Below are 16,698 nucleotides of genomic sequence, written 5' to 3'. Positions count from 1 at the left end.
AGATCGTCACCGCGGCAGGGCTCCCAGCGTCGCGCTGTTGCCGGGGAGTCGCGATACCGAGGCGATATCCGCGGGAACCGGCACTGCCACTGCGGCCTGCCGCTGCGCCTGCGCGGGGATCAGTGCGTATGTCGCGGACACCACGGAGGCTCCCTGCACGAACTGCGAGCGGCGGTCCTGGCCCGTCGCCGCCGTGAAGGCCGCGAGGGTGTCGGCCACCGCCGGATCCCGCGAGACGGATCCCTTCGACCACGCCGAGAACCACCGGGGTGTGCCCGGGGCGGTGCGGTGGTACAGGTTGCCGTTCACGCTCGACATCATCTGCGCACCCGTGAAGGTGGTCGAGTAGTCCTGCACGCAGACGAGGCAGTTGCCGGCGCTCTCCGCCATGACGTTGTTCGACATCACGGTGTTGCGCACGATCCATGGCGCCAGCGGCGCGTACCGCGTGCGTGGATCATGGCCGGCCGCGTTCGGGTCGGAGGCTCGGCGAGCGTCCTGACCGATGCTGACATTCCGGTTGGCATTGCCCACGAAGGTGTTGTTCCAGATCTTCACGTTCCCGGAGTTCAGGACGAAGAGTCCGAAATCGCCGTTGCGCGCGATGATGTTGTCCGCGACGACCGCCCGCTCGGAGAGTTCGACCATGACGCCGTGACCGGTGTTGCCGATCACGTCGTTGCCCGTGAAGACGATGTCGATCACCGACTCGTCGAACCAGGGACCACGCCCGGCGTTCCCGGTGAAGGCGCTGTCGGACACGGTCACGCCCCGCGTCCGGGTGACCTTGAACGCGCCGGATACCGGGGAGTGGTTGAAGCGCTCGGCGTTGTTGCCGACGGAGAGCATCTGCTTCACCTTCAAGCCGTCGGCCTGGCTCGCCCCACCGCCGAGAAGCCCGTTGCCGATCAACGAGACCCGTGTCAGCGTCGTCCGGGGCGCCCAGGAGTAGAACCCGGTCGTCGAGTTGTCCCGGATGGTCACGTCAGCCAGGGTGATGTCGCTCGCCGCGGCGATGACCGTCCCCATCTGGGGCACACTGGTGGCATATCGCCGCACGCCGATGCCACGCACCTCGGACCCGGCGGAGCGGATCGAGAGTGCCTGCGTGAGGACGCTCGCCTCCACGGACTTGCCCGTGGGATCCGTGCCGATCACGAGCCGCTTCGCCCTGTCGTCGACGAAGAACGTCCCGGCGACCACCTGTGCCGCGGAACCGACCTCCCGGAGCTGCACGCCCGCGACCCACACCTGATCCGGATGCGCAGCCATGGGATACGCGGGATCGACGAAGCGCCACTCCGCCTGGGCGTTGTCGGGCGCGCCCTTCGTGTACGTGGGGCTCGAGTCGAGCGCCGTCCCCCACCCGTCCACCGTCCAGGTGTTCCCTGCGGCCTTCCAGCCGGTGACGGCCTTCGCCCCGTCCATCCAGACCGCTTCGTTCGGAGCCGGCTGGATCGTGACCCGCTTCTGCGGCGGCACGATGACCTCTTCGTGGTAGGTCCCGCCCCGGAGCACGATGGTGCCTCCGTTCGGCACGAGCCGCAGCGCCGCCGCGATCGTGCGCACCGGCGCCTTCTGCGTGCCGGCGGCATTGTCGGATCCGCCCGGCGCCGCGTAGATCGCGGTGGCGGGAGCCGGGTACGCCAGCGTGCCGGGGGCAGCAGCACCTGGCTTTCCGCGGACGCCGGCCGGAGTCGCCGGCGGGGCGGGCGTGACCGGGTTCGCCGGGTTCGCCGGCGGAGCCGGGTTCGGTGCGGGCGCAGGGGTCGGCGTCGGAGTCGGAGTCGGTGCAGGAGTCGGTGCAGGAGTCGGTGCAGGAGTCGGCGACGGCGCGGTGACCAGGAGGTCGTCGAGCGCCAGCGGAGCGGCTGCCTTCGCCCCGGACGAGGTGTACAGCGCGAAGCCGTAACCCCCCGCGGCGGTGATCCGGGCCGCCGAGGAATCGGCGTGCGTCACCTGCCACGCGGAGGGCTCGGCCGCCCCTGCCACCCAGGCCTTGGCCGCGAGCGTCACCGGGCTGGTCCCGGTCACATCGAGCGCGACGCGCAGCGACATGCCCTTCGTCACTGCGAACGGGAGTCGCCGCTCACTCAGGTTCTGCACCGTCGTGAGATCGGTCATCCGGACGACGGAGACGTAGGCGGAGCCGTCGGGGTGCACCCGCAGCCGCACGCCGTACGAGTCCTTGCCGACGATGCGGACGGCTTGGGCGAGGTACAGGGGGCCACCGACGGGGAGGGCGGGGACGGTCACCGTGTAGCGGCTGGACACGTCCGCCGCGGTCACCCCGGCCACGGTCGCCCGCGCCGTGATCCCGGGCTTTCGGCTGGCGAGCATCCCCCGCCCGTTCGTGACGCTCGACGTGCCCTCGACCACGCGCCAGGCGCCGACGGGAGCCGCGCCCCAGCCGGAGGCGACGGTGCGGTTCATGTCGTCCGAGAGCAGAGGCGCCGCAGACGTGGCTGCCGGCCGGACGGACGGTGAGGCGGCGACCGCCGCGGACGCCGGTGCGGCGACCAGCGCTCCGGAGAGCGCGACGGCGATGCCGAGGACGCCAGCGAGCATGCGATGGCGACGCCGCAGCGCGGCGGGCGCTACGGAAGACGAGGGACGAACAGGGAACGGAAAGGACACGATGTCACCGTTTCTGGGGCAGACTGCACGATCAACCCACGCTTCGCCGCAGTTTCAACCCCGGCGACAAAGAGCGAGCCCCCCTCGCAACCCATGAAGAATAACCGCCTCTCCAGGCGATGGCAAACGTTTCGAGCCCCTCCGCCGATATGCTGCGTGCCCGCGCACAGCGGACCTCGAGCCGGTCACTCGCTGTAGTACTCGCTGCGGTGACGATCGGGACGTGCGCGGTTGAGGACCGTGCCGAGGATGCGTGCGCCGCCCGATTCCAGCGATTTGATGCTCTTCTCCAACGCTGCGCGCCTCGTCTTCGTGGCGTCGACGACGAGGATCACGCCGTCCGTCTGGGTGGCCAGGAGATTGGCGTCCGCGACGCTGAGCGTCGGGGGCGAGTCGATCACGACGTAGTCGTAGTCCGCGGCCGCGAAGTCGAGAAGCTGCGCCATGCGGGCCGACGTGAGCAGCTCGGCAGGGTTCGGCGGGATGGTGCCGGCCGGGAGGATGTCGAGCGTGGTGTCCGCGACACGATGCTTCGCCACCTCGAACTCGACCTCGTCGAGCAGCACACTGGTGAGTCCGACCGAACCGTCGATGCCGGCGTGCTCGTGGGCGCGCGGGCGCCGCATGTCCGCGTCGATCAGGAGGACGGAGTTGCGGAGCGCCGCGAGGGTCATCGCGAGGTTCACCGACACGGTCGACTTGCCCTCGGCTGGCATGCCGGAAGTCACCAGCAGCACCTTCACCCGGGACGAGACGTTCGCATACGCGAGCGCCGACCGGATGCGCCGGAACTCCTCGGACGTGTGGCCGAGCGGCTCCTGGGCGACGGCGATTCCCCGCGCCTCCAGCAACGGCGACTTGGAGACGACGCCGAGCACGGGATCTCCCCCGGCCTGCGTCAGCGCCTCTTCGTTGCGGACCCGCGTGTCCAGCACTCCGATGAGCACAGCGGCCGCGAGGCCCAGCACGCCACCGAGGAACCCGCCGAGCGCTGCATCCCTCGGCTTGCTCGGGGTGAACTGGAACTCCGGGACCACCGCGTCGTCGATGACCTCGGCCGTGATCGTGGACTCGCCCTGCGGGTCCTTCGGGGCGACGTCCTTCACGACCGTGATGAGCTGCTCGGCGACCGCGTTCGCGAGCTCGGCGGCGGACTCAGGGTCGTCGGTGATGCCGGTGACGCGCAGCGTGACCGTGCTCTGCGGGATGGTGACCTCGATGTCTCTGGCGAGCGCGCGAGGTGTCGTGTCGAGACCGAGCTCCTCGATCACCGGGTCGAGCACCCGCGAGCTCGTCGCCAGCTGGGCGAAGGAGAGCATCTGGCTCTGGGTGTACACGGACCCCTGGTTGAGATCGGAGGCACTCGTACCCTGGTTGAGCGCGAAGTAGAGCGAGGTGGTCGCCTGGAACAACGGCGTCTGCAGCGACGCGTATCCGTATGACCCGGCGGCGCCCACCACGCCGCACAGCACGATCAACCACCAGAACTTACGCAGTGAGCCCGCGATGACACGCAGGCTGACCCGGCTCTCGGCCATGACTCCCCATTCCCCCTGAGGTCTCGATTCTAGAGGAGCCATCTGCACGTCTCCCTCACGTCTGCCGCACCTGTGGAGCGGCTCGGGTCGGCGGCGGCGCCGACGTGTCAAGATCGCGCAGGAATGCCGTATCGGCCGCGGTGGATCGTGTCCCCGCGTCTCGGGCCCAGGTCACCGCGAGCCCCACGCAGAACCACAGGAACATGCTGTACTGCGTGATGAGGGCGACGACGACCAGGCTCGGAAGCTGCCCGACGACAGCGAGGGCGGCAGGACTCCGCGTCGACCGCCGCACGGCCAGGAGCGCCGCGCAGACGACGGCCGCCATGATGAGCAGCGTCGGCACGTAGCCGTACCGGAGGAGCGTGAGCACGAGGGCGTTGTCCACCGAGCGCGCGAAGTACCCCAGGTAGTAGTCGCCGGAGACGAGGGAGTGCCAGTCGCCGGGGTTGCCGAACAGCTGCACCTGCTCCAGGAGGACCAGGAGGTCGGTGCGGTAGTCGGCGCTGCCTCCGGCCTCATCCCCCGCCGCACCGAACACGGAATCGATGACGGGGATGACGATCGCGGCGCCGATCACGCCGGCGACCGCCACCGTCACCCGGAAGCGCGTCGAGACGCCGACGATGAGGAAGGTGGACAGGACGAGGGTGAGCACCAGCGTGAGCAGGCCGGCACGACTGAAGGTGAAGACCGTGGCCGTGGCGATGAGCACGATGCCGGTGATCTTCGGGAACAGCCGCCACCGCGTCGCCACGACGAACGCGGAGGACATCGCGAGCGCGGCGCCGAGCGCGATCGAGTGCCCCCAGGCGCCTTCCGCACGCAGCACCCCACCGCGCTCCTGCAGCGGACTCCACGTCTCGTACACCACACCCGACCCGGGGATGAGGACGAAGGGGTTTAAGGACGTGAGGAACTCCACCACAGCGAGCGCCGCAGCCACGATGGCCACGACCGCGATCGTGGACGTGATCCAGTCGGTCGTCACACGCGCGAGCACCACGCGCCCCCAGATGTACGGGATCACCCACTCCAGGAGCGAGGCGACGAGGGAGGCGAGGTCGACAGTGCCGAACCCGTACAGGCCGACCACGACGAGGACGAACGCCGCGACCCAGGCGTCGGCGGCGCGCAGCGGCACGACCGACCAGTTCACGATGATCAGCAGGACGGTGAGCAGGGTGATCCCCGCCCAGTAGAACCCGAGGTTGACACCCACCCAGAGCGGCACGAAGAACAGTACGACGGCCCACACCGCGAAGGCGGCGCGCGGAAGCAGCCGGAGGGCGAACACGACGATGGCCACTGCCGCGATTCCGCCGAAGGCGAGGAGCGCGATCGGGACAGCAGTGGCCATGCGTCAGGATCTTACTGCGGTGCGGTGACGCGGAACGAATCGAACGACACGCCCAACGGCGCGGTCGCGCTGCCGGAGCGGTTGCCGCTCAGACCCACCGCGCCGGCGCCCAGGGGCGCCGCGTCGGTCGTGGTGATCTGCCAGGCTGCCGGCTTCGTGGTGTCCGTCGGCCAGAACTTGGCGGACAGCGTCGCCGACGTCGTCCCGGTCACGGACACCTCGAGGTTGTAGGAGGTGTCCGCCGCCCAGACCAGCCCGGGTACGGCCTGCGTGCGCAGGACGGTCCCTTCACGGTGCACGACGAGCCAGACCGTGCCGTCAGGACGCAGCCAGGCGCGGACGAAGTACTTCCCGGCCGCCGACTGCCGCGCGATCACGCCGATGTAGGCGCCACCCGCCGCGGGGGCCTGGTCGACCCGGAACTGCGTCTCGAGCACCGTGTCGGCGGCCGACGTGGTGTTGAGCGTCGCGTGGCGGGTGTCCCCGGCGATGAGGTTCAGCTTGGCCTGACCGTCGGCCACCGTCGCCGCCGCCTGCGAACCGCCCGCGATCGTCCACGCCCCGCCGACCGTGGCGGTGCCCCAGCCCGGTCCCGCAGTGCGATCGAAGCCGTCGTCCGCCACCGGAGCCGGCTGCGGCTCGGGCTCGGGCTCGGGCTCCGGCTCGACGGGAGGCGCAGTCACGGTCACCGGCTTGGTGGTGGTGTGCGTGGCACCCTTGTCGTCCTTCACCGTGAGGGTGACGGTGTAGGTCCCCGCCGCGGTGTAGGTGCGGCTGCTCGTCGCACCCGTCCCGGTCGTCCCGTCGCCGAAGTTCCAGGCGTACGAGGCGATCGTGCCGTCGGAGTCGGTCGAGGCGCTGCCGTCCACGGCGACCGTGAGGTTGGTCGCGGTCGCGGTGAAGGCAGCCACCGGAGCGACATTCGCGGGCTCCGGTTCGGGCTGCGGCTCGGGCTCAGGGGCCGGCGTGCCGAGGTTCTTCAGCGTGAAGTCGTCGAAGCTGGCGAGGTTGGTGCCGGTGGCGCTGCCCGCGCGGTAGGAGAACACGGTCGGGGCGCCGGCGACCTGGAGGGCCGGAGTCGCATCCGTCGTGGTGAGCTGCCAGTTCGCGGGCTCCGCCGACCCCGACGCCCACAGCTTGGCGCGGATGGTCGTCGTGGACGACCCGGTCGTCTCCATCAGGAGCGTGAACGAGCTGCCCGCGCTCCAGGTGAGCCCGGAGACGGCGGTGCTGGCGATCGCGGTGCCGTTGCGGTGGATCACGAGCCAGGTCGTGCCGTCTGCCCGGTGCCAGGCGAGCGCTCGGTAGCCGGAGGACCCGGAACGGCGGGCGCCCAGTCCTTCGTATGCCACCCCGGTGGAGGGACCGGACGCGAGGGTGTAGCTGATGCGCGCGGAGGAGTCGAGGACCGACGTGCCCTGCAGCAGCATCTCCCTCGTCTCACCCGGCGTCAGGTTCACCTTGCCCACGCCGTCGCCGACGGAGAGCACCGCGGCGGAGCCGCTCACCGGCGCCCAGGTGCCTCCCTTGTCGGCGGCGCCCCAGCCGCTCGAGACGACACGGCCGAAGGCATCGGATGCCGCGAACACCTGAGCGGTCAGCGTCACCGTCTTGGTGGCCGTCGCCGTCGACCCGAGGCTGTCGGTCACCGTCAGGGTGATCTCGCGCGCCCCGGCGCTCGCGTACGTGTGGCCGGCGGAGGCTCCGGAGCCCGCAGGGGATCCGTCACCCCAGTTCCACGAGTAGGTCAGAGTCGCGCCGTCGGACGCGCTCGAACCCGCGGCGGAGACGTTGACGTTCAGCCCCGAGGCCGTCGCCGTGAAGGCCGCCACCGGGTCGGCATGCGTGGTCGTCACCTGTCGAGTGGTGGACGCGCTGCCGCCGCGATCGTCGGTGACGGTCAGAGTCACCGTGCGGGTGCCGGCGGTGGCGTACACGTGCGTGGCGACCTGCCCGGTCGACGTCGTGCCGTCCCCCCAGTTCCAGGCGTAGGAGGCGAGGGAGCCGTCCGAGTCCGCCGAGGCGGACGCGTCGGCCGAGACCGTCAGGCCGTTCGCGGTCGTCTCGAAGGCAGCCGTCGGAAGGACGTTCGGTGCCTGCACCACGACCTGCTTCTCCGCCGTGCTGGCGAGCCCGTTGCTGTCCGTCACCGTCAGCGTCACCTTGTAGGTGCCGGACTTCTCGTACGTGTGGCTCGTCGTCTTGCCGGTCGCCGTGGCCGAGTCGTCGCCGAAGTCCCACCGGTAGCCGGCGATCGTCGCCGACCCCGCGGGCGCCGAGGCCTCCGCGTCGAACGCGACGGCGAGGTCGGTCGGGGTGGCGGAGAAGGCCGCCGTGGGGGCCTGGAAGCCCTTGCCGATGCCGTAGTGCGTCTTCACCTGCGTCGGGGTGAGAGCGAACGGATAGACCGCGACCTCGTCCAGGGACCCCTTGAAGTACTTGGAACTGGGCTCGGACGGCCAGCCGGCGAGGTTGTCCCCGCCGATACGCCAATATCCCGTGTAGTTCTCCGCGGTCGTGGCCCCGGCGAGCGACGACACGAGCTGGCCGTCGACGTAGAGCTTCATCCCGTCCGCGCTCTGCGTCGCGACGGCATGGTGCCACTGGTTGTCGTTGAGCGCCGCGCCGTTCTGCACCGTCTGCGTGCTGCCGTTGTAGGTACCGAAGACGAGGCGGCCGTTGTTGGTCATGTAGATGTGACGGTCGTAGCTGGTCGACTCACCCGACGCCGCAGCGCCGTAGCCCATCAGCTTGCCACCGCTGGTCGTGTTGGTCTTGAACCACAGTTCGGTCGAGAACTCGGAAGGCGCGGCGATCTTGCTCCCGGAGGCCACACGGCCCGTGTTCGTCCCGGTGAAGGTCGAGGCGCCGGTCGCGGTGTTCTCCACACCGGACGTCGATGCGGTCACTCCCGTGCCGAACACGGGGGTGTTGGATCCGGCCCAGTCCTGCGCGGCGGTGCCGAGCGGGTAGTAGAGCTGCGGTCCGTCCGCCGTGACGGCGTTGACGTAGTTCGACACCGCACCGGCCGCGATGGTCACGCTCATCGCCTGGCTGGAGACGGAGTTGCCCGCGCTGTCCTTCGCGACGACGGTGTACTCCTGCGTCGACCCGGGAGCTGCGGTCTTGTCCTCGAGGTTCACCGAGGGGCGGTCCCACCAGGTGCCGCGGGCGGTGGCGGTGGCCACCGGTGCGGTGGTCCCCGTCCGACGCAGCTCATAGGTCAGCGTGAGGTCGTCACGATCCCAGTTCGCGGGGATCGAGATCCGCGCACGCCCGGGGATGAACGACTGCGCCGTGCCGGTCCAATTGGCACCCGACAGCCGAGGGCCGTCCTTCGCGCCGCCGGGCGGGTTGGTGGAGAAGCGCACGAGCCCCTCGAATCGGCCGTTGTTCACGGAGCGGAACTCACCGCCGATCGAGATCATGTTCCCGGCACCGGTGATCGAGAGTCCGGCCTGACCCATCCCCGTGGTCACGCCCACGGCCCAGTCCGGCGTCCAGGCGTAGGCCGAGGGCGCCGGCGTCCCGGCCCAGTTCTTGTACGTGCCACCGGCCGCGGGCTGGTTGCCCAGCAGACCGCGGGCGTCCGCCGTGTACGCCTCCGAGTACCGGTGCGTACGCGGGTTCTGCTCCGGGTGCATGCCCATGGTGCTGCAGGCATGGGTGTGGCTGGTCGTGTAGACCGTCTTGCCGGTCGAGTAGACGCCGTAGTGGTCGCCGAGGCAGTCCGCGATCCAGCGGACCTGGCCGCTTCCGGCCTCTGCCGCGAAGGTACCCTCGAGGTTGCCCGTGGCCGCGTCCGCGTACACCCACCCGGTGCCGTACACGGCGCCGGCGTCGGCCGCGAGTCCGAAGATCCCCGCCTTGCCCGAGTTCGCCCCGGTGTTCGAGCCGTTCTTCACCGTCTGCGGCAGCGCCCATCCGCTGTCCACCGCGCCGGTCGTCTTGTCGAGCGCGACGGTGCCGCGCATCGTCAGGTCGCCGTTGACCTGCGAGAAACGACCGGCGGCGATGACGTTCTGACCCGCCGGGTCCATCACCATGGCGTCGACCTGAAGGTCTGTCTGCGGCGCCCAGCTGAGCAGCGCGCCGTTCGTCGAGGAGAAGGCCGCGAGGTTCTTGCGCGGGGTCGCGTTGCCCTGCGTGAAGAGACCTCCGACGTAGACGCTCGAGCCCGAGGTGGCGAGGGCATACACGCCGCTGCCGCCGATCGAGGGCGAGAAGCCGGGCACGAGCTGTCCGGTCACGGCGTCCAGCGCGGCGAAGTTCCAGCGCGTCTGACCGTTGACGGCGTTGAAGGAGCCGCCGATGTAGATGCGGCTGCCGTCCGGCGAAGCGGCCACGGCCTTGATCACGCCGTTCACCTGCGGTGCGAAGGAGAGCAGCTGACCCGTGTTGATGTCATACGCGAGGACGTTGGAACGGGCGGTCAGGCTCGTCCCCGGCGCGGCGAGCGGTGCGCGGGCGTTGTCGAACTTGCCCACCGCGTAGACGGTCGAGCCGATCGTCGTCTGCGCCCACACATACCCGTTGTCGATCTGCACGGTCGGGATCGGGTCCGACGTCACCACGTCGTCGTTCCGCTGCAGAAGCGGCGGTGGCGTCGGCGGTGTATCGGCCGCTGCCGCCCCGGTCGCCCCCAGCGTGGTCATGCCCGTGATCAGCAGCGCCGCCGTCACGACCGACGCGAGTGCGCTCAGCGCCCGCCTCGAAGTGGATGTCTTACCCATGTTGCTCCCCAGCCCCAGATTTCTTCTTCGAAAGTGTCACGTACGAGACGCGGCGGAAGTCGTCGCGTCCACAGCTCAGGAGAGCTCGCCCGCGAAGGTCGCCACCGGCTCACCGGCGGCATAGTTCACACTGATCTTCACGGCGCGACCCTTCGTGGGGTCGAGCATGAAGACGTAGGTGCCCGTGGCGTCGTCGCCGGCGGCCAGCTCCCCGTGGAGCGGCTCGTTCGGACCCGCGGTGGTGGCCACCCCCACGTCGCCGTCGTCGGTGACGAGGCTGACGACGGCGGAGTCGATGCTCTGCGCCCGCTTCGACTCGTTCGCGACCTTCACGGTCACCACCACGGCGGAGCCGGCATACTCGCCCGGCGTCTCGGGGGTGATCTCGGTGGTCGAGATGTCGTCGACGGTCACGACCATGTCGGTGGACAGGGCGATCTCCGCGTCCAGCGCGCCGCTCTCCTCGGTCAACGCGGGGGCCTCGGTGGGCCCTTGGGCCTCGGGATCGGCCGGCGGCGTCCAGTCGGTCGTGCTGGTGCCCTCGGGCTCCGGCGACGCCGCGGTATCCGGTGCCGCCGTGCAGCCGGCGAAGGCGAGCGCGAGCGCCACGACGGGCGCGATGAACAGCGCACGTCGTGCGCGAGATGAGCCGTCCCCAGAACGGCATGCTGAAACAGTGAACACTGCAGCTCCCCAGAACCCAGATTCCCCAGCCAGAGCCCCCTCGGCTCCGGTTTCCCCCCAGCCGTGCAGAACACGGCGTCGGCTAATGGTAGTGCGGACCGTGGAAAACCACAACCCTCGGCTCAGGAGAAATGTCGGCGGTGCCCGCCGAGCTGCCCGGCGATCGCATCGACGGCCTGCTCGACCTCGGTGATGGTGTCGGTGTGTCCCCGACTCCCGTGCCGATCGGCGATGGACGCCGGGTCCTGGGCGGAGCGCCGGTCAAGGAGACGACGGAGCGCACCGCCGCGACGCGGCGGGCCGCCGAGCGGCACGGCGCGTGTCCGCGCCCGATCGAGGTGCGCGAGGTAGTCGGCGACCACGTCGGACCCCCCGGACGCGAAGCCGATCCCGAGGTGCGCCGCCTCGCGCAGCGTGAACATCCGGTCGCGGTACTCGGGCGCGGCCCGCACCAGGTCCCCCCGGACATCGCGCGAGGCGGTCAGCACGAGGTCCGCCTCGGCGAGCATCTCCGTCGTGACCTCCTGAGCTCGATGCGCCCGCGATTGCGCCTGCCAGCCTTCGTCGGTGTGCCGCGCGGCGACCTCAGCGCAGATCGGGTCGCCGTCGTGGGCGCGCACGCCGGCGCTGCGCACCACGAGCGCGGACCCCTCCCCCAGCCCGCGCCGCAGCGCCAGCTCGGCCAGGGGGGAGCGGCAGACGTTGGCCGCGCACACGATGAGGATCGAGCCGCCGGTCATGCCGCGTCACCCAGCCTTCCGATCTCGCGGAACCACTTCACCGCGGCGAGCACGAGGAACAGCACCGCAGCGGCACAGAGCGCGCTGTAGGCGACGAGGAACACCGGCGTCCAGCCCCAGAGGACGAAGACGAGGCAGACCAGCCCGAAGTCGGTCGGCAGCAGCACGAGCGAGCGTCGGAGGGTGCCTCCGCCACGCTCGTGCGTGGACGCCACGGAATGCTTGCCCTTGAGGAGGTCGTTCAGGAGCATGCCCGAGAACGTGGTCGTGGCGACGATGCTGAACACGATGGGGATCAGCAGCAGCGACGGCGTCTCCGGGAGGACCCGGTACAGGCCGATCAGCACGGCCAGATGCAGGGACGCGATCTTGAGCGTGTCGATGAAGTGGTCCAGCCACTCGCCCTGCGGGCTCCCGCCGCCGCGGAGCCGGGCGACCTGACCGTCCGCGGAGTCCCACGCGTAGCCGAGGACGAGGAGGAGCGCGATGAGCAGCCCCAACGGCACGGTGACCGGGGCGAAGGCGATGAGACCGATCGCCGCGAACGAATGGACGGCGCTGATGATCGACACCTGGTTCGGCGTGAGGCCGAGCCGGAACGCCACCGCGGCGAGCACGCGTCCGAGCCGGCGGTTCACGTAGACCGAATAGGCCGGTGCGCCACGCGCGTGCCCCTTCTGCGCCCGTGCGAGCTGTCGGTAGGCGTCTACGACCATGTCGTTCCCTTCGGGTCCGTGCCGGAGAGTCGCGCGATCCGCCGGGCCTCGCGCACCCCGCGGACGTAGGCGCGGAGCGGAGCGGCGGAGTGCAGCAGCTGTCGGCGGCCGCCGCGGAGGATCACCTCGCGGGCGGTACGGGGTATCGACCGCCGCCAGCGATGCACGGCCTCGTCGTCGAGGTGCCGGACCGCGTACAGCATCCGGTTGCGGATGTTGTAGAAGTAGTAGCCCTCCGACTTCGCCCTCGCGAGCTGGGGCTCGGCGCGTTGCGTGCCGCCCTCGTCGTGCACGGCCGTCGCCTCCTCGACGAGGACGAGGGTGCCTCCGGCCGAGACCACGCGGCGGGAGAAGTCGACGTCCTCCCAGTAGAGGAAGTACTCGTCGTCGAAGCCTCCCGAGAGCGCCCACACCTCGCGGGTGATCCACAGGCAGGCGCCGCTCAGCCACGGCTCATACGGGCGCACGTCGTCCGCCCGGCGTTTTCGGCGCGCGCGCATCGTGCCGTCGTCGAGCAGGAGGTCGATGCCGGCGAACCAGGTGCGTCCGTCGGAGTCGGTGATCACCGGCGAGGCGAGGGTCGTGCGCGAGGCCGCGGTGACCGCGGCCAGGCGCGCCAGCGACGCTCGGTCGATATGGGCGTCCGGGTTGATCACGAGGACGTCGGTCGCGCCGTCGGCGAGCGCTCGGGCGACCCCGATGTTGACGCCGCCGCCGAATCCGCTGTTCGTCTCAGGGGTGATGAGAGTCCATCCGTGCGCCTGTGCGGCGGCGACGGCGGCCTCGCGCTCCGCGGTACCCGCCCAGTTGTCGACGACGACGATCAGCGTCTCCTCGTCGACGGCGCGGGCCTCGCGCTCCACGAGCACCAGGTTGCGCTCGAGCAGCCGCGCCGAGGCGTAGTTCACGACGACGACGGCCAGCCGTCCGTGCACGATTGACACGCGATCCTCCCCCCGGATCCGCCCACACGGTCCGCTCGGGTCGCCGGTCGAATTCCCCAGAGTCGCGACCGGCGTCGACTCCCAGGACACCGACTATACGCCAGAGCCGGCTCGGCGCACCCGCCGTTCACGGTACGATGAGCCGGCGCGGGGACACAGGCGCACGACTGCCATGGGGATGAGGCGGATGAAGAGGGGACCGGGGACGGGCGACGCGATCGCCGTGACGATCGGCGTGCCCACCTACCGACGGCCGGAGCTGCTGGCGGCGCTGCTGCGCGCACTCCCCGACCGGATCGCGGAGTGTGCGGACCTCGGCGTGGACGTGGAGGTGCTGGTCGTCGACAACGACGCTGCGGGCTCCGCGCGCGAGGTGGCCGCGAGCGCCGCCCTGCCTGTCCGCTACGTCGTCGAGCCGACGCCGGGCATCGTCGCGGCCCGGAACCGGCTGCTCGACGAGTGCGCCGACCGCGATCTGCTGGCCTTCATCGATGACGACGAGGTTCCTCGCGCCGGCTGGCTCGCAGAGCTGATCACGACGTGGCAGGCCTTCGACGCCGATGCCGTCATGGGCCGCGTCATCTCCGTGTTCGATGACGACGTCGATCCGTGGCTGCTCGCCTCGGGAACGTTCCGTCGTCCACCGCGTCCGACCGGCACCGTGCTCCCGGTCGCCGCTGCGGGAAACCTCCTTCTCGATCTCCGCGCGGTGCGCCGCTTCGGTGTGCGATTCGACCCGTCCCTCGGGCTCGGCGGCGGCGAGGACACGCTCTTCACCCGCGAGCTCGTCGATCGCGGCGGCCGCATCGTCTGGTGCAACGAGTCCGAGACGGAAGACCTCGTCGTCGCCGCCCGACTCACCCGAGCGTGGGCGGCGCAGCGGGCGTTCAGCTCGGCGAACGCCGGCACCCGCATCGCGGTGAAGCTCGCGCACGGGAGGATGCGCCGCGGGGCGCTCCGCGTGCGCGCCGCCCTCGGCGGCATCGCCCGGATCGTCGTCGGTGCGGCGCGCCGGGCCCTCGGCGCCGTCACCTCGAACCTCACCCATCACGCCCGCGGCACCCGCCTGATCCATCGCGGTCGCGGCACCATCGCGGCCGCCTTCGGGCGCCGCTACGACGAGTACCGTCGCCCCTCGGAGGACAACACGATGACCGAATCCGCGTCGAGCATCCGCGTGATGCAGTCCCTGGGCGCGCCGCGCCCCACGACGAATCCGTACAACAAGATGCTCGACGAGGCTCTCGGGACGACGGAGGGCCTGGAACACCTCCGGTTCTCCTGGAAGACCGCGCTCTTCGGCCGCTACGACGCCTTCCACTGGCACTGGCCCGAGGCGAAGCTCCACGGATCCACCTGGTGGAAGTCCGCGGGGAAGTTCGCGCTCACGACCGCGCTCGCCTTCCGGCACCGGTTGTCGCGGCGGATCGCCGTGGTGCGGACCGTGCACAACCTGGAGCTCCCCGACGACAACGCCCCGCGGCTCTGGCTGCTGCGCTTCATCGATCGGCACACCGACTACCGGATCGTCATCAACGAGACCACACCGCTGCCGGCCGGGACCCCGCACAGTCTCATCCTGCACGGGCACTACCGCGACTGGTACGCGGTCTACCCGTCCGCGGAGCGCGTGCACGGACGACTGGGGTCGTTCGGCGGAATCCGAAGGTACAAGGGCCTCGACGGGTTCATCGACGCCTACGGCGAGGCCGTCGCGATCGAGCCGGCGCTGAGCCTGCGCATCGGCGGGCGTCCGTCCACGCCGGAGCTCGCCGACGACCTCCGCGCACGCACCGCCACGCTCCCCGGAGTCGACCTGCACCTCGACTTCCTCAGTGACGCCGAGCTCGTGGAGCTCGCGACGTCGTCCGAGCTGATCGTGCTCGCGTACCGCTTCATGCACAACTCGGGCAGCGTCCTGGCCGCCCTGTCGATGGGCCGCCCGGTGCTGGTGCCGCGGAACCAGGCGAACGAAGCCCTCGCCCGCGAGGTGGGCGCCGAGTGGGTGCACATGTACGACGGGGACGACCTCGATGCCGAGACGCTCGTCTCGTCCTGGCAGGCGGCGTCCGCCCTCGCGGGGACCCCCGACCTCTCTCGTCGCGAGTGGGCCGATGCGGGTCGCGCGCACCGCGACGCCTTCCGAGCCGCCGTGCGCGTCAAGCGCCGGGGACGGGACTGATCCGCCCCCTCAGACGTCGGCTCGGAGACCCCGGACGAGCGCGTCGACCATCGTCCTCGTCGTGAACCGCTGCTCGACCTCGATCCGTCCCTGCTGCCCGAGCGCGGCCGCGCGGTCAGGATCGTCGAGCATCCCGATCAGCGCCTCCGCCAGAGCCTCCGGCTCCCCCGGCGGGACGAGGGCGCCGGTGCGGGTGCTGACGTAGTCACGCATGCCCGGGGTGTCCGAGACGACCACGGGACGCGCGGTGGCGAGCGCTTCGAGGGCGACCGTCATCCCGGATGCGTGCAGGTTCGGGCGGGTCGCGGTCACCACGACACTCGCTGTCGCGTAGAGATCGCGGAGTTCGGTGTGCGGCAGTCGGCGCACGAGCCGGACGCCCTCCGGAGGCGGCAACGCGGAGGGCGACTGGACGACGACGTCGACGCCCGGGCGCGCGGCGAGGACCAGGGCGAGCGCGGCGTACAACGTCGCGGGATCCCGGTCCCTGTCGTTGCCCGCGCTGACGATCCGGGGGGTGGCCGTCGGCGGGTGCGCGGAGAAGAACTCGTGGTCGATCCCGAACGGGACGACGAAGACCCGCGGCCCGCCGGACCCGAGGAGCCGCTGCAGCGGGACCACCTGCGCCTCGCTGAGCACCCAGAGCGCCGTGGCCGCCCGCAGCATCGTCACCAATCGACCGGGTGCGGCACCGGCCGCCGCCATGTCGGTGAGCCAGATGACCCCCGCGGCGTACCGCGTCCGCGGCCGCAGGATCTGGAGGCGGTAGGCGGTGTTCTCATCCCAGGCGATGGCGAGCCCCGCGCGGGGTCGGGGGCCGAGGCCGGCGCGCGCGCGGAGCCGTGCGATCCGACCGGGATCGGGGAGTTCGTCCACCTCCACCACGGCATGGTCGCGGAGAGCGTCCAGCCCATACGGCCACACGCTCGGAACCTCTCCCCTGGCGTGTGCGCGCGCCCAGACGGAGGCCGACTGCTCGGCACGATGCGCCCAGGTGACGGACAGCGCCGGGCTGTCCTCGGATACCACGAGGCCCACTATGGCCCTCGGCCCGGGCGGTGTAAAGGGCGACTTCTCCGCTAGAGTCGAGCGTACGACTGTGGGGGTCGTCGGACGGCAGGGGATGGCCGTCCTCTCAGTGACGCCGCCACGAGCATCGATGTT

10 protein-coding genes are annotated in these 16,698 nt (G+C 70.7%); 1 reads left to right on the top strand and 9 read right to left on the bottom strand.

The genetic code is table 11. The features are described 5' to 3' along the window. Positions 1 to 6: 6 nt before the first annotated feature. The 8 genes from KZC57_RS12410 to KZC57_RS12365 form a co-directional block, all read right to left on the bottom strand. Complete coding sequence (locus KZC57_RS12410; RefSeq protein ID WP_247641883.1) at positions 7 to 2,568, bottom strand: right-handed parallel beta-helix repeat-containing protein; 2,562 nt, start codon at positions 2,566 to 2,568, stop codon at positions 7 to 9. Positions 2,569 to 2,822: 254 nt separating this feature from the next. After that, positions 2,823 to 4,175 (bottom strand): polysaccharide biosynthesis tyrosine autokinase, encoded by a 1,353-nt coding sequence (locus tag KZC57_RS12405; RefSeq protein WP_060921567.1) that lies wholly within the window; start codon positions 4,173 to 4,175, stop codon positions 2,823 to 2,825. A gap of 55 nt (positions 4,176 to 4,230) precedes the next feature. Beyond that, positions 4,231 to 5,535, bottom strand: a complete 1,305-nt coding sequence (locus KZC57_RS12400) for a hypothetical protein (protein WP_247641882.1) — start codon at positions 5,533 to 5,535, stop codon at positions 4,231 to 4,233. A gap of 11 nt (positions 5,536 to 5,546) precedes the next feature. After that, the gene (locus tag KZC57_RS16445; protein WP_281732478.1) at positions 5,547 to 10,268 is read right to left on the bottom strand and encodes a PKD domain-containing protein; all 4,722 of its coding nucleotides are present in this window, start codon (positions 10,266 to 10,268) and stop codon (positions 5,547 to 5,549) included. Positions 10,269 to 10,343: 75 nt separating this feature from the next. After that, positions 10,344 to 10,877, bottom strand: coding sequence for a DUF4352 domain-containing protein (locus KZC57_RS12380; RefSeq protein ID WP_071327706.1), 534 nt, complete (start codon positions 10,875 to 10,877; stop codon positions 10,344 to 10,346). A 197-nt stretch (positions 10,878 to 11,074) separates the two neighbouring features. Further along, positions 11,075 to 11,692, bottom strand: coding sequence for a hypothetical protein (locus tag KZC57_RS12375; RefSeq protein ID WP_247641881.1), 618 nt, complete (start codon positions 11,690 to 11,692; stop codon positions 11,075 to 11,077). After that, on the bottom strand, positions 11,689 to 12,408 hold the full coding sequence (locus tag KZC57_RS12370; RefSeq protein ID WP_060922258.1) for a CDP-alcohol phosphatidyltransferase family protein: 720 nt from the start codon (positions 12,406 to 12,408) through the stop codon (positions 11,689 to 11,691). The genes KZC57_RS12375 and KZC57_RS12370 overlap by 4 nt, the downstream gene beginning before the upstream one ends. Continuing rightward, positions 12,399 to 13,352, bottom strand: a complete 954-nt coding sequence (locus KZC57_RS12365) for a glycosyltransferase family 2 protein (RefSeq protein ID WP_231919571.1) — start codon at positions 13,350 to 13,352, stop codon at positions 12,399 to 12,401. The genes KZC57_RS12370 and KZC57_RS12365 overlap by 10 nt, the downstream gene beginning before the upstream one ends. Before the next feature lie 187 nt (positions 13,353 to 13,539). Between KZC57_RS12365 and KZC57_RS12360 the strand changes: the two genes are divergently transcribed. Next, the gene (locus KZC57_RS12360) at positions 13,540 to 15,534 is read left to right on the top strand and encodes a glycosyltransferase (RefSeq protein WP_234024208.1); all 1,995 of its coding nucleotides are present in this window, start codon (positions 13,540 to 13,542) and stop codon (positions 15,532 to 15,534) included. Positions 15,535 to 15,543: 9 nt separating this feature from the next. Here KZC57_RS12360 and KZC57_RS12355 read toward each other — a convergent pair whose 3' ends face one another. Next, the gene (locus KZC57_RS12355; RefSeq protein WP_060922261.1) at positions 15,544 to 16,563 is read right to left on the bottom strand and encodes a glycosyltransferase family 4 protein; all 1,020 of its coding nucleotides are present in this window, start codon (positions 16,561 to 16,563) and stop codon (positions 15,544 to 15,546) included. Between the last annotated feature and the right edge of the window lie 135 nt (positions 16,564 to 16,698).

It is taken from the genome of Microbacterium sp. KSW4-4 (genome assembly GCF_023091185.1).
Taxonomy (GTDB): Bacteria; Actinomycetota; Actinomycetes; order Actinomycetales; family Microbacteriaceae; genus Microbacterium; species Microbacterium paraoxydans.
The sequence above is the reverse complement of the archived record's forward strand: the minus strand, read 5'-3'. Positions and strand labels throughout refer to the sequence as shown.

Excerpts from the sequence above, each read along its gene's own strand:
- KZC57_RS12410 (WP_247641883.1), bottom strand. The coding sequence starts at position 2,568 with ATGCTCGCTGGCGTCCTCGGCATCGCCGTCGCGCTCTCCGGAGCGCTG.
- KZC57_RS12405 (WP_060921567.1), bottom strand. The coding sequence starts at position 4,175 with ATGGCCGAGAGCCGGGTCAGCCTGCGTGTCATCGCGGGCTCACTGCGT.
- KZC57_RS12400 (WP_247641882.1), bottom strand. The coding sequence starts at position 5,535 with ATGGCCACTGCTGTCCCGATCGCGCTCCTCGCCTTCGGCGGAATCGCG.
- KZC57_RS16445 (WP_281732478.1), bottom strand. The coding sequence starts at position 10,268 with ATGGGTAAGACATCCACTTCGAGGCGGGCGCTGAGCGCACTCGCGTCG.
- KZC57_RS12375 (WP_247641881.1), bottom strand. The coding sequence starts at position 11,692 with ATGACCGGCGGCTCGATCCTCATCGTGTGCGCGGCCAACGTCTGCCGC.
- KZC57_RS12370 (WP_060922258.1), bottom strand. The coding sequence starts at position 12,408 with ATGGTCGTAGACGCCTACCGACAGCTCGCACGGGCGCAGAAGGGGCAC.
- KZC57_RS12360 (WP_234024208.1), top strand. The coding sequence starts at position 13,540 with ATGAAGAGGGGACCGGGGACGGGCGACGCGATCGCCGTGACGATCGGC.